The organism is Candidatus Enterococcus testudinis (assembly GCF_002140915.1).
Taxonomy (GTDB): Bacteria; Bacillota; Bacilli; order Lactobacillales; family Enterococcaceae; genus Enterococcus_D; species Enterococcus_D testudinis.
This window is the reverse complement of sequence record NZ_NGKU01000001.1, coordinates 1,047,942-1,061,290: the sequence shown is the minus strand read 5'-3', so window position 1 is coordinate 1,061,290 and position 13,349 is coordinate 1,047,942. Positions and strand designations below refer to the sequence as shown.

15 protein-coding genes and 1 pseudogene are annotated in these 13,349 nt (G+C 39.7%); 4 read left to right on the top strand and 12 right to left on the bottom strand.

The annotated features are described in order from the left end of the window. Positions 1-5: 5 nt before the first annotated feature. From A5886_RS05050 to A5886_RS05040, 4 genes are all read right to left on the bottom strand, one after another. The gene (locus A5886_RS05050) at positions 6-845 is read right to left on the bottom strand and encodes a PRD domain-containing protein (RefSeq protein WP_256926148.1); all 840 of its coding nucleotides are present in this window, start codon (positions 843-845) and stop codon (positions 6-8) included. Positions 846-1,045: 200 nt separating this feature from the next. Continuing rightward, the gene (locus A5886_RS16020) at positions 1,046-1,177 is read right to left on the bottom strand and encodes a hypothetical protein (RefSeq protein ID WP_256926147.1); all 132 of its coding nucleotides are present in this window, start codon (positions 1,175-1,177) and stop codon (positions 1,046-1,048) included. After that, complete coding sequence (locus A5886_RS05045; protein ID WP_086273935.1) at positions 1,174-2,541, bottom strand: WxL domain-containing protein; 1,368 nt, start codon at positions 2,539-2,541, stop codon at positions 1,174-1,176. Before A5886_RS05045 ends, A5886_RS16020 begins: the two co-directional genes overlap by 4 nt. Before the next feature lie 104 nt (positions 2,542-2,645). Further along, positions 2,646-3,131 carry a hypothetical protein gene (locus tag A5886_RS05040; RefSeq protein ID WP_218776630.1) on the bottom strand — a complete coding sequence of 162 codons (486 nt, stop codon included), beginning with the start codon at positions 3,129-3,131 and terminating at the stop codon, positions 2,646-2,648. A 480-nt stretch (positions 3,132-3,611) separates the two neighbouring features. On the opposite strand from A5886_RS05040, the gene A5886_RS05035 reads away from it, so the two are divergent. Together A5886_RS05035 and A5886_RS15765 are read left to right on the top strand one after the other, a co-directional pair. Further along, entirely contained in the window at positions 3,612-4,340 is a 729-nt protein-coding gene (locus tag A5886_RS05035) for a hypothetical protein (protein ID WP_086273933.1), read from the top strand. Positions 4,341-4,422: 82 nt separating this feature from the next. Beyond that, positions 4,423-4,563, top strand: a complete 141-nt coding sequence (locus tag A5886_RS15765) for a hypothetical protein (protein WP_179189975.1) — start codon at positions 4,423-4,425, stop codon at positions 4,561-4,563. Positions 4,564-4,591: 28 nt separating this feature from the next. Here A5886_RS15765 and A5886_RS05030 read toward each other — a convergent pair whose 3' ends face one another. The 5 genes from A5886_RS05030 to A5886_RS15970 all read right to left on the bottom strand — a co-directional run bounded on the left by A5886_RS05030 (position 4,592) and on the right by A5886_RS15970 (position 6,990). Further along, positions 4,592-4,840 (bottom strand): hypothetical protein, encoded by a 249-nt coding sequence (locus tag A5886_RS05030; RefSeq protein ID WP_086273932.1) that lies wholly within the window; start codon positions 4,838-4,840, stop codon positions 4,592-4,594. 45 nt (positions 4,841-4,885) lie between these two features. Further along, on the bottom strand, positions 4,886-5,134 hold the full coding sequence (locus A5886_RS05025) for a hypothetical protein (RefSeq protein WP_086273931.1): 249 nt from the start codon (positions 5,132-5,134) through the stop codon (positions 4,886-4,888). 72 nt (positions 5,135-5,206) lie between these two features. Then, positions 5,207-6,061 carry an alpha/beta hydrolase gene (locus tag A5886_RS05020; RefSeq protein ID WP_086273930.1) on the bottom strand — a complete coding sequence of 285 codons (855 nt, stop codon included), beginning with the start codon at positions 6,059-6,061 and terminating at the stop codon, positions 5,207-5,209. Between the two features lie 192 nt (positions 6,062-6,253). After that, positions 6,254-6,583, bottom strand: a complete 330-nt coding sequence (locus tag A5886_RS05015) for a type II toxin-antitoxin system Phd/YefM family antitoxin (protein ID WP_086273929.1) — start codon at positions 6,581-6,583, stop codon at positions 6,254-6,256. A gap of 104 nt (positions 6,584-6,687) precedes the next feature. Next, positions 6,688-6,990 carry a hypothetical protein gene (locus tag A5886_RS15970; protein ID WP_218776629.1) on the bottom strand — a complete coding sequence of 101 codons (303 nt, stop codon included), beginning with the start codon at positions 6,988-6,990 and terminating at the stop codon, positions 6,688-6,690. Here A5886_RS15970 and A5886_RS16160 point away from each other — a divergent pair. Both A5886_RS16160 and A5886_RS05005 read left to right on the top strand, forming a co-directional pair. Further along, a pseudogene (locus A5886_RS16160) lies at positions 6,904-7,173 on the top strand (hypothetical protein); the annotation flags it as partial. The gene A5886_RS15970 and the pseudogene A5886_RS16160 overlap by 87 nt on opposite strands. Positions 7,174-7,190: 17 nt before the next feature. Beyond that, the gene (locus A5886_RS05005; protein ID WP_086273928.1) at positions 7,191-7,415 is read left to right on the top strand and encodes a hypothetical protein; all 225 of its coding nucleotides are present in this window, start codon (positions 7,191-7,193) and stop codon (positions 7,413-7,415) included. 108 nt (positions 7,416-7,523) lie between these two features. On the opposite strand, the gene A5886_RS05000 is transcribed toward A5886_RS05005, so the two are convergent. From A5886_RS05000 to A5886_RS16155, 3 genes are all read right to left on the bottom strand, one after another. Then, on the bottom strand, positions 7,524-8,450 hold the full coding sequence (locus tag A5886_RS05000) for a DUF7916 family protein (protein ID WP_086273927.1): 927 nt from the start codon (positions 8,448-8,450) through the stop codon (positions 7,524-7,526). 20 nt (positions 8,451-8,470) lie between these two features. Continuing rightward, positions 8,471-9,745 (bottom strand): PTS sugar transporter subunit IIC, encoded by a 1,275-nt coding sequence (locus tag A5886_RS04995; RefSeq protein ID WP_086273926.1) that lies wholly within the window; start codon positions 9,743-9,745, stop codon positions 8,471-8,473. Between the two features lie 1,278 nt (positions 9,746-11,023). Next, on the bottom strand, positions 11,024-13,306 hold the full coding sequence (locus tag A5886_RS16155; RefSeq protein ID WP_086273925.1) for a glycosyl hydrolase 53 family protein: 2,283 nt from the start codon (positions 13,304-13,306) through the stop codon (positions 11,024-11,026). Positions 13,307-13,349 lie beyond the last annotated feature (43 nt).

Genomic DNA, 13,349 nt, shown 5'->3' with positions numbered 1-13,349 from the left:
AACTTTCAAGTTAATTCTCTGGTAGTCACGCGATTAATATGAATAACAAAGTACAATAGTTCCGAATCCGTGATTTTGACTTTGTACTGTCCATCGATATGCTTTTTGATTTTCAAACCCGTTTGATAAGCTTTCGGATACAATGATTTTACATGTTGCAACAGATCTGACTCATCTTTGACTTCTTTGCTTTTCGAAAAAATCCGACTCACAAAGTAACGTATGTGCGTTAAAAAACGGTCATAATTCATCGAAGTATCATCTAGCTTCATTCCGTAATCGTATTCGACGATTTGAACGATTTCTCCAATAACCTTTGTCGTAAAAATCGTTTCATTTTTGTATCTTGAACCTGAGCTAGCGTTTACAAAATGTAATGCGATAAAACCCGCTTCGTCTTCAATAAATCTGATTTTTTCTGAACGTTCAATAAACTGAAGTGACCGTTTTGCCGCAGCAAATTCTCTAGGATAATATTTCTTGATTTCCCACATTAAATCATTGGTGATTGCTTCACCTTTATGATTTCTCTCGATGGCATAATTGATATGATCTCCTAAAAATAAATAAATGCTTGGATCAAATGTTCGAGCAAGATCTTTTTCAGCTTCTTCAATGATTTTTGCGGTTAATATAACATGTCTTTCATCCATACCTGCCATAAGGTTTCCAAACTTATTCTGTGTGAATTCACTATCAAGTATATATTTTTTGTCGATTTTTCTTTCATCAATCACACCACTACCTTTTACCCCAAATCCAACACCATTGCCAATCACTACACATTCCGTGCCATTGTCATCGACTAAGATAGCATTGTTGTTGTAGATCGTGATTGGTTTCATCGTTACACTCCCTTTCATACAGACAAAAAAACCGACAAAAATATACAATCCAAGCATAAATAACCCAGTGTATATTTAGTCGGTTTCGCCTTTTCAGTAGCAATCCTAAGACAGATTATAACTTTGTCTTTTGTACTTGTCAATATAAGGTCCAAAAAAATAAAGCGTTTTTATTTTATATGTCACTTTATTATCTATCATCATTCAATCGCTTCACTTACTAACGACCAAGTAATCGTTGATTCATATTGTACATCCCAATCAGAAATATCGACACGACTATCATTGCCATTCACTTGCAAAGCAACTTCTGTCGCATCCCAATATTTCACTGAGGTGATTCATTTGCATTTCCCGCATGTTCTTTGGTACCAAACACTTTAGACTCATTGCTGGTAATTTTTTGACCTAGCTTGGCAGTCGAATTGGCACTATTTACGAATAGACTTCCCTTGACTTCCTCATTGGTACTATTCCCTTCTCCAAATGGTAGATAAAGGATTGTACTGGATTCTGCCAATGTGTCCGTTTCATTGTGAAATGTGGAACGCTTTGCTTTCACTGTCCAGCCGGTCTGATCTTTCTCTGTGACTTGAATCCATTGTTTATCATAATGAGGGTTTGTATTGATTGCATAGTAGATATTGATTCCATAGTCAAAGGATACTGTGCAAAAATCGAAGACACTTGGTACATCGTCTAATGTCAATTCGCCGATTTCACCAGTTCGACTGTTTTCTCTTTCCGTATCCGTGGCAGGAGCTAGAATTTCTGGATTCAATGGGTTTGTGGCAGTGTCCAACACACCATCGTTTTCAATAACAGTCAAGGTAACTTCTATTGAAATCGCAGCAGTGTGTAAGTTACTAATGCCTTCTGGTAAAGTAAATTGCACAGCGTCATCACCACCATTTGCGAAACTATCACCAGCTATAAACGTCTTGATTTCATCAAGATTTGAGACCTTGATCTGATGTTTATCATATGTTTCCAGTTGCCCTAATGAAATAATCGTCACTTTAAGGTTGCCGTGATTCAGCAGCAATTCGGTTAACTCAGTCTCAGAAATAGTGCCCAGAGTTTCTTTTGAAAGGCCAATATCTTTAGCTGTAATAACTAGCGTGGTTTCATAAACAGATACTTTGGCATTGATCGTCGAGACATTGCCAAGACCATCATAAACTAAGATCGGCACCGTTTGAACACCTACTGTATCAAACACCTTTGTTCTATCCGTACTATTTTCAAAAGCATAGGTGAATCCAGTATTTAGTGGATTTGAATCTTCAACATTATTTAGTAACTGTTCTGGCATGATCGTTTCTGGAAAAGAGTCTTTTTTGATTAGATAATATGTCTTCGTTTCTGCTGTTGGTCCAGTTTCATCCAAGACAATTTGACCATCCTCTTGTGCATCATTTTGATAGGCGTAGGCGCCTTTTCCTCCGTAAAAAGCATACAATCGGATACGACTGTTGGCCATGAAGTAATTCTCGCTTATACCGTATCCTTGATTTAAATCAAAAGAAAAATTGCCGCTATCATCCGTTTCAATTGTGAAATTATCCGTAAAATCACTATTGTCACCAATCGATAAAGCAACTGGAGTGGTTATTTTCTGATATACAGAATTATCGATTTCTTGAGTACCGCCAGATGCTGGCGTATCTGTAATTCTAACAAATGCATTTGGCAACTCAGTTCTTTTAACAGTTACATCTACACTATATACGACTCTTGAGACGATATGTAATCCGTCGGCGTTTTTATCATCGGTAGCTAAGGAGGTACATTCTACATCTACCGCATCAATATATTCAAATTATAGTCTTTGAAACCCTGTTTGGTAACTGTATCAAATTTAGCAATAAATTCATTCAATGTTTCTTCATACATGGACATTCCTTGAATACTGCTACTGGTGACCGCTGAACCTACATAAGGTATTTTCAGATCGAACATAGGTGTCCAAGTATAGGAAGGCTCAGAGGCAATATCAGATCCAGTTGTCCGTGCGTTGACCTTCTGTACGTCTATTTCGAAGTAACTATTTCTTGGCATATAAATTAATGCTGATCCAGCAATAGGCGTCAAGTTAAATTGAATATTGATATTTTTTGCATCATTGAATTTGAAAGTAGATATACCTGTAAAATGGATAATATTTTTGGCTTTGGTACCGTCAGTTTGTATGTCGAATGTTGCTTTTGCACCTACTGTAAACGTTGCTTTCCCTCCTGAGTAGATCACAGCTCCAGTTCCAGTTGTATCAAGAGAGGATACCAAAAAGTTTCCACCATCGCTATCGGCTAATTTTGTATCTGCACCCAAATAGATCGTAATATAGTAATATGCATCTCAATGAGGATTCCCTGATGATTTCACATCCAGTGTCGCACCATCCCCAACATTTATGGTCGACCCGGTACCTATCAAACTAAGGAAATTAAAAATGATCAACTGATTGGTAGCGAAGCACAGATTTTCTATTTTTTCAATTGTTTTTTTTTGGCTTTCTTACGAAGATAAAACCAGTCTCACAAAAAAAGGATCCATTATTCGGCACAACATGTCAAATGATAGAAACCTTTTTCCGATTTGACCTAACGTCAGCTCATCGAGAGCAAATGCTATTTTCCTCGCGATTCGCAAACAACGCCTATATGCAAAAAAACTTTTCCAGAAGCATACACAAAAAAAAAGAGACCTACATTTCGTGACTTCAAAAAGCACACTGAAAAAGGAGGTCTCAAGCATTATTCTGAGATGGATCTATTCCTGTTGTATGATATTTGTCATGCCTTTATTCTTCCGTATAACGATAGCCCTTATCAGGTCCGTTGGCTGCAGGAAAATGACAGTCATACGGCCATCGGAAAAGGGTGCACATTGATTTTGAATACATTGCGCACAATGCTCAACAGCAATATACAGGAATCCGATGATACACAAGCCAAGCAGCATTTATGGTGGTTGGCAACGAGCCAATACTATTTTCAGGGATCCTTTTCCGAAATCGATAAATGGGTCGCCGATCATTTCTTCGAAGCACAACAAATTTTCAATGAAACGAATTTCCATACATTCACATGTACTTTGCAAAAAGCAAAAATCAATCAATACCTTCATTTCGATCCAGCAGCCAATTTTTGGCGAACAAATTTAGCCCATTGCGGATTTTTGATTCTTAATGAACGCAAAAAAAGGACCATTCATATCGGCATTCATGATCCATTGAATCCATTGAATGCCCAAATCAATGCACAGCAACTTGAACGTCTATTGGAACTCAAGCAAGATGTTACGATTGAGCGATATGTGCCAACAAACACATATGATTGCCTCATCTCTACGAGTGCATTTCGCCAACTCGAAGAACAAGACCCGCTCCCGGAACAGGTGCCTGTTTTTCGCTCCTCAGGTATTTTGACGCAACGACAAATAGAGTTGGTGCAAGATTTTTTCGAAAAAGAAGTACTAATAAAAAATAGTTGACTCCTTTTGACGTACTTACATAATGAGCAGTCAATAACGGCGCTCATTATTCGCCCGAAAGGTGCAAAGGAGTGTAACGACTATGATTATTGCAAAAACCGGACTGACAGAAATCTCAGTTCAATTCACCGAATCCCAAGAGAGTTTCAAGATCATCTGCAGCAGCGAAGAATTGGCAGACCGCTGGTGCCAAATTTTGACAGCATTGACAAAGGATATTTAGGAAATCATGGTAAGAAAAAGGACCAATCTCATTGATTGGTCCGATTATTTTCTTTGCCGATTTCTTCTGCTTGATGCTTGCGAAATCCCATATTATCTAATTGGGCACTATTTACAGTATCATTTTTATTTAACCCGCCGAAACCTGAATCAACCATTTTACCCCAGCCTTTCAATGGCTCTTTTCCCTGTGCACGCAAAGCCGCATTTTTGCGGCGCAGGCGATCTTTTTTCGCTTCACGTTTAGCTGTCACATAATCTGAGAATTGCTGCCACATGATAAACATCCTTTCGCTGGTGATTGCGATGGAAACCCTAACCACTCAATCTTTCCGAATTCGTTTGGCTTCTTCGATAAAAAATTGTTTGTTGTCGATTTCTTTGCTCAAAAAATTTTGCGCTTGATTGTCACGATTCATATTGTTCAACCCGCCGGATCCTGTGTCGATCATCGTGCCCCATCCTTTGTGGGGATCAATGCCTTGCTGCTTAAGTGCCCAATTCTTTTTGCGCATTTGATCAAGCTTGTTTTTTTTCCGTTTGGCAAAATAACCTGTAAACTTATTTTCCATCTCCCACACCTCGGCTTTTTTTACAATTATACTATATTTTTACATTTTGTAAAACGTTCTCATTTTCACGCATCATTTATCCCTTAGTATTCGTCGACGCAACCAATTGGCACACAGTGTCGTCCATTCAGCAACAGTTGGTTCGATATCTTCGGCATGTAAGGCGGTCACTTCATTGGCAAGGGCTAATCCATGGACCCCTTTCTCAAAAATATGGACTTCGATCGGGATACCGTAAGCACGGGCAGCCATCGCTAAGTCGAGGGTCTGCTGCACATCTACCACCTCATCCTCAGCTGTATGCCATAAAAATAGAGGCGGTGTTTCTTCTGACAAATAATGAATCGGATTGGCAGCAGCAATGACTGCTTCACTGGGTTCCTCACTGCCAAAATAACGCTGATTCAAAAGAGACTGTGATTTCTCTTCAAATCTTGCTTGGTTTTCAATCAATGTCTGTGAATAATAGACCAAGGGGTAGCCGCAAATTGCAAAATCGACTTGAAAATCTTCAACTTCGCCAATATGTAACACTGACTTTGCCAATGCACACTTCTTTGTTGCCAATTGCAGCGCAATATGTCCACCGGCTGAGAAGCCGCATACACCAATACATGCGGTATCCAGCGACCATGCCTGTGTTTGCTGACGGATCAAACGAAGTGCTTCTGCCGCTTCAACCAATGCATGCTGGACGATATTGTCCAGTGCTGCATCGGTTCGATAGCGCAACACCCCACTGTTCAGACCCAAGCTATTGAACCACAAGGCAATCGCTTCGGCTTCCCGATCACTCGTGAAGCGATAACCGCCACCTGGTATCACCATGACGAAACCTCGCTTCTTCAATGGATAATGTTGATTCAATTTTGACAACAAAAATAGATCTAAGCGCCCACCCGTTGATAACTCAATTCGTTCTTGCATTCGCTATTACCTCCTCATAACAAACCGTTGCTGTCCGTGTGTCACTTTTATCCTATCACGTCTGACTCGTTGCTACGAGGGAACAGACAAAAAAGCAACCAGCGATGCGTAGCTGATTGCTTGGTGATTTGGAAGAATATAGCATTGCTGGTCCTGATTTATTTGCATCTATTGAGAGCCATCCGATTACGCCTACTCGTCTGCAACAGCTGATAAGTCAGCCTGTATTGTTTCCGTACCGCGCACCTCCTCATCTGTATAAACTTGATCGTTTGTCAATAGCCTAAGTTCAGCTTCGAGATAAGCGATTCTATCACTTAATTCACTGACTTCATTCGTCAACTGTGCATTTCTTTCCACTAATGTTTTATAATGATCACTATCTACAATTACGCCAACATCTTTATTATTATTTAAAATATAGACAGCATCTCCACTTACTTTAGACAATTCAATGATTTTCATTGGCGATTTTTTAAGGTCACTTACAGATGTCAACGGATTATAAATAACATGCATCATAAACACACCGCCCTTCTTTTTTCTTATATGTTAGCACTTTAACAAGCCTTAATCAAAACTAAATAAAGTCTTTATTCCACCCGAAATCGAAACAACATGCCCAATTAACTCGCTTCGAAAGCATATTCGATTCCTGCACGTTGCAGCGCATTTTTAACAATAAACAGACCCACACCGCTGCCACCTGCGTGTTTATCATGTTCCAGCAAATCAAATACAGCAGCTACGAGCGGGTCCGCTTGCGATGCACATAAGCCCAAGCACGTTGTATAATGGTCAATGGTGTATCCTCCCTTTCCTACAACCGCGCCCTCGCTTTTCTGAGAATCGAGCAGCAAGAACGCAGCTTTTTTGATCAGAAAGGGATTTTGCAAAGTATTCCTGTCTTGTGGATTAAATTCGGTCATACCAATGTCAGTTATAACTGGGTCACTTTAGGTGCCGATAGCATGATCGTTGAAATGGAACGTGATTCCCGCTGAGATTATTTTGGCGGTCGCAGAAAAACTGAGATGTGGGACAATGACGACTGGGTTTTGGCCCGTTATGGCAACGGCCCGCAACTGTCAAGTCCAAATGCATTGGCCTAGATAAGGAGAACAGAATCATGACAAATCATACAGATGATCTTGATAATATAGTAGCAAACATTCAACAACTTGGACAGCTGCGGGATCGCTTGCAGCGTCTCGAAGAAACAGATTACATGATCGCCTACCATAAAGGCTATAGCAATAGCGGCGCAACCCTCGATGAAGTGCAAGCAGAGATGGCTGCATTGGCAGAGGAAATTGCGGTGTTGGAATCGCAAATTGAAGATACGGCTTGGTAGTGGGATAGGTTGGATAAAAAAAGCATGGTCACCGAATATGTATATAAAGTAGAAATACTTCATACGCATATTCAGACCATGCTTTTTTATTTTGTATTTAACCTGTTCCTATCTATTCACTGATCGTGCGAATCGAGCAGCAGTGTGTCGTTTCCCACGAATCGTATTCGACAACACCTCGATATTTTCGATTCCATAAATACCCATATTTGCATCACCAATATGTTGGATATCGACACCTAAGATTTTATTGCGCAGTGCAATTTCTCGTATTGTTTCAGGGTCAGCACTTTCTTGACTAGTACCAATTGCACTCATCACCAATACATCATGCTGATGCGCATACGTTATGGCATTTGCTAGAACTGACTCTGAAATCCCCGGAACGGTACCGATTGCTGGAACCAATAAAATATCCGTTCCGGCTGAAACGATTTTTTCTACTGTTTCTTGATCAACTACTGGTTCATTGACCCCAGCGCCATGCATTTTACCCGCAATGATCAACCCGTCAAAGTGTTCTTTGGCTGTCGCAATACTGCCAATGATTGCTTCATTTGAAACACCGACACCTGGATTACCAGTCAAACAAATAAAATCAAACCCTAGTTTACTTGCTCGAGCAAAGCTCTCTTTCGTCGCCTGTCTGCCTGCTGCGATTTCTGTTCTGTCTTCAGCCATTTGCGCGTTTGGATCCACTGGTTCAAGATTCACACCTACTGGTAATCCAACTAATTTTTTTAAATCACGAATCAAATGCTCTTTTCCTGTGCTTTTGATTTCTGATGCGGCATTTTCATTATACATGCCTAAAACGACTGGATTTTCTGTATCGAATCCATTCAACAAAATCATATCTGCACCATAAGCCCGTGCAAATTCACTATACGTGATATTATGTTCCAATGGTGGATGCAGGACAACATTTTCCGATAAAACAATACGCCCTTCACTCGCCTTGATACTTTGCTTTAATTCATCTCTTGTCATTTGTTCAACTTCGCTAGCTGTTGCACTTAATAAACGTTTAACCATGATCATCCTACTTTCTGAATTTAATCCATTTTTTTATTCTGTTGTGCTCTATCCATTATCAAGAAAAATGGCAAATAGCACAAGACATCAATCGCAATCAAAATGATTTGCCATATGACACCCGAAATATGCCCAGTAGCGAGAAAACCGCTGATCAAAGGCGGTGTCGTCCAAGGGACAGCTACCCCAATCGTTTTATGCAGCAATCCAGCGTTCATCGCAAAATAAGCAATCACAACGTTGACAACTGGCGTGAAAAGAAACGGAATCAATAGAGTCATGTTCAACATGACTGGCAACCCGAACATGACCGGTTCGCTAATATTAAAAAGATTTGGTACTGCAGCAATTGGTTTCAAGGCTTTGGATTGCGCACTTTTTCCAAAGAAAATCAGAACAATCACCAACCCTAAAACTGCCCCTCCACCACCAATATAAGCAAACATATCAAAGAATTGGGAGGTCAAAATATGCGGCAACTCTTGTCCACTTTGAAATGCTACTCGATTGGCATCTGTATTGGCTAAGAAAATAGGCCCAGTCACTGAACCGACAATATTTCCACCATGAATTCCCATGAACCAAAACAAGCTGTTTAAAAAGACTGTCAGAATAGCGCCTGCCAATGTGCCCCCGATAAAACTCAAAGGTCCTGCCAAACTTGTTGCCAATAATAAATGGGCATTTTCAAACGTGGAAGAATCAATAATAAACGCTACAATAAATGCAAGTAATAATATCACTGTACCTGGAATCAAGGCAGCAAAACTGCGACTCACTGCCGGCGGAACACTTTCTGGCATCTTTATGACGATATTACGTCGAATAAAATATTGAAATATCCAAGCGGATATCAGGCCAACCACAATCGCAATAAAAATTCCTTGACTGCCTAGAAATTTAACCGGAATCCCTTCGCCATCATCTGAAATAATATTGGGTGTTAAAATCAACCAAGCGGAAATTGAAAGCACACCTGCGCTTGCTCCATCCACGTTGTATTGTTTGGCCATGCCTGAAGCGATTCCAAAAGCGGCCACCAAACCCATTATACCAAACGAGGAATTGACTACATGATTAAACATCGCTAAAAGACGCCCATCATACAGACTAGCCAACCAATCCGTCCAGCCCGCAATCGGAAAGCTACTGATAATCAAGAAGATACTACCTATAATGATCAATGGCATGGCAAGCGCTATTCCATCCCGAATGGCGATCAACCCTTTTACATTTCCAACCTTTACTGCTATCGGCATCAAACTTTTTTCCATCCATGCTTCAATTTTTTTCATCTATATCCCTCCATTTCAACAAATTAACCTATTTATAATTTAAAACCTGCACCCTCTTAAATGTATACAAAACAAATATAGATATTAAATGACACATATCATGTATCTGTCTCTTATACACATCTAGATGTGTATAAGAGACAAGATTTAATTATCTATATTGTTAAATTTTAAACATGAAAAAGTCAACATATTTGAGCGAAAAACCTAATTAAACATTATAATATTTATCATTTCAATAAAATTCCTTCGTTTAATTCTAACGCTAGTTAAATCATAATTTTCTTTTCACAAATTATTTTTTCTTGAAGATGGTTCATCCAACAGCTGTAACTAATCATTGTAACTTTTCGTCAATGATCTCTTTTATTTCTCGGCAATAAAAGCAAACGAATAGAAACCACTGCCCGAGACATACCTCTTCCGGAACACACATACATCTCATCATTGGCCAAACCAACAACAGGAAAAACAGCGTCCCATTTCTCTCTGCCAACCAATAAAAGAACAACAAAAAAGGCATCAGACCCATTTGTCCAATACCTTTGACATAGTGAAATAAACCTCAGACTCCCCATGAAATTTTTGCGAAAAAACTGCATCCGTGACTAGTAATCACAGACAAATTTCGGTAAAATAAACACGTTGAGTTCTTCGGGATTCAGCAATGGCAACTTGATTGGTCAACAGGGGTAAAACGTTTGTGACTGATCAGGGCTTCGTATCTGTATGTCGGAGTACAGATATGAAGTGCCTTTTTTATTTTGGTTTCTATTCCTCTCCAGATTATAGAAAGCGCTCACTTTTGACAAGGGGGAACTTTTTGATTTGACGGTTAAATAACGCGGGATCACTAGTCCTTTATAAGGAGCGGTTATAAATAACAAAAAAACTTGGTGAAGTTGAGCATGTGTATGTGATTGTTCATCTGTTGTATTGATAAAACGGATGAAACCAGATAAATATATCGACCGCACAAAAGCCAGACATAGTGCAAATAGTTCTGGCTTTTGTGCGCTCTATTTATAAAAACATGTGGATTAGATAGCAACTTGCTATGAATCATCAGCTTTGTCCTTCTCGTCTAACCAACGAGAAAATAGCTCTTTCGCTATACTCACCGAAATGAGGTAAACTATTTCACGCGGACACGATGACTCAATTTTATTTGACAGAATCCTTTACCCAATTAGTTCAAGAGTAAATACTTTATTACATCATATTCTTGCTACTTTGTTCTCCGTATGATTTTCCAATCGACAAACTGGATTGATGAAATTAATGTTTTCGATTATGGTTCAGTTTCCAAAAAGCCACACCAGAGAGAGTCAACACACCACAGCCTAATAATACAACCATATAGGTATCTTGGCTCCCTGTTGCCGGCAATGCTTGTTTATCATTTTCATTCGAGGATTGGCTCACCGTGGAAGATTCCGAATGTTGATGAATTTGCTTATCATCTGTACTTTCAGTTCTTTGTGAACTTTCGCTATTCTGTGAACTTTCTGTACTTTCACTGCTTTGCGAACTTTCGCTACTCTGTGAACTTTCTGTACTTTCACTGCTCTGCGAACTTTCGCTACTCTGTGAACTCTCTGTTCCATCTGTATCTTCATCAATGATGTCACGGATTTTAATCAGCCGCAAATCATCTATTGTTCCCCATGAGTTGGCCGAAGCCTTTATATTCAATGAAACAGTGACTTCGCCAGATTTTACTTCAATTTCATTGATTTCTCCAGCTTGCCAATTCATCCAGCCATTCAAATCAACTATTTCACCTGTGTACACATCATCGGAAACAGCAGAAACTTGAAAGAAATCAGCACTATCTGTAAATTGACCTTGCACATATGCCCCAAAATAATAAATACCATCAGGCAGATTCTCGACTTTTTGAGACACAGTAAAGGATACGGCTTCAGAATGCCAAAAATGCATCGCCAGCGCACCGTCTTTGCTATCATAATCTACTTGATTAACATAACTTGCAATCTGATCTTCTGCATCTATTATTCGCCACATAGATAGATCAGCATCTTCAAAACTGCCATTCAAAAGATAATTTTTCGCTAAAATCAGAACAGAAAGTGTTGCAAAACCTTCATATCCGTCAACAGAACCTTGGACATTATATTCACCGGCCTTTGTCACATCAACTGCCGTTAACTCCTCATCATTCCACTGTACTGAAACAATTTCCTGTGTCCCATCGTTATATTCAACGGTAACGGAATCTGGCACAACTAGCGGTTCTCCTAAATTCATCTGCAGGCGCACAGGTAAAACTTGTTCGATTTTCTTTTCAGTAGTCGCACCTGTTTCTATATACGTCAAAATTTTTAATGACGGCAACGGATTTCCTTTAAAATCAAACAAAGCTTGATTATCGACTGCACTTCCCCCATACCAAACACCGGCATCTTCTGGGTCATATTCTGTAGCATAGCTAGTTGCCCAGCCAGATCCATGTGTTTCCCACAACAGCTTATTCTGATCGAGCGCATCCGGTGGTCCAACTGGAAGCCAAGCGGGTTCCCATAGGAATACGCCTAGCCCTTTATCCCCCACATCAGCAACCGCTTGAAACACATTTCGTATAGCGGTCGCTTGTCCTTGAACAGAAATTGGATAATCATAGACCAAAGATTCCCCTTCTCGCACAGTGTTGGCATGTCCATCCCCATCATCCCATGTATACGCATAGGAAGTTTCTGCCACCATCACTTCTTTATCATAGGTATCAGCAACTTCCTTTAAGACAGACGTCAAGTTACTGAGCGTGCCATGCCAATAGGGATAATACGAACTTGCAAAAACATCATAGTCAACTGAATACTGATTTAAAGTTTGACTAATTGTTCGATAAAACCCGCTACGTTCAGGATTGGTGAAATGTAAAGCAACCTTACTTGTTGGGACCACCTCTCGTACTGCGCGGCTACCTGCGTTGAATAGACGGCTAATATCTGCCCAATTACTCTCCCCTACAAACTGGCTATTTGTTTCATTTCCTACTTGCACCATGCCAATATTGACACCCGCTTCACTCAGCTTTTCTAGCGACTTTTTCGTATAATCATAAATAACTGTTTCTTTTTCGGACACAGTGTATGTTTCCCACGCTTTTGGTGTGTGTTGTTTTCCAGGATCGGCCCAAAAATCAGAATAATGAAAATCAATCAGTACCTGCATCCCGGCTTGTGTAGCACGAAGTCCCATTTCCAAAGCTTTATCTAAATCATTGTTGCCACCTCCATAACCATAACCGTCAGAAGTGTAAGGATCATGCCAAATGCGGATTCGTGCATAGTTTGCACCGTTATCCGCAAATAATTGAAAAAGGTCCCCCTGATTCCCCTCATCATCATAAAACATTACTCCACTATCCTCTAAGGATAGAACTGAAGACACATCTACGCCTTTGATTGTATCACTATTGATTCCATTCACTGGTTCCACATATATCGACGAAATTAATGCCGCTTTCACTTCTTTGTTGTCAAAACCTAATACCATTAGTGCACTCAACAAAAACAATACATACTTTATTTTCATTCATTACTCTCCTTCCAAAAAAAGGAATTGAAATGATACATTT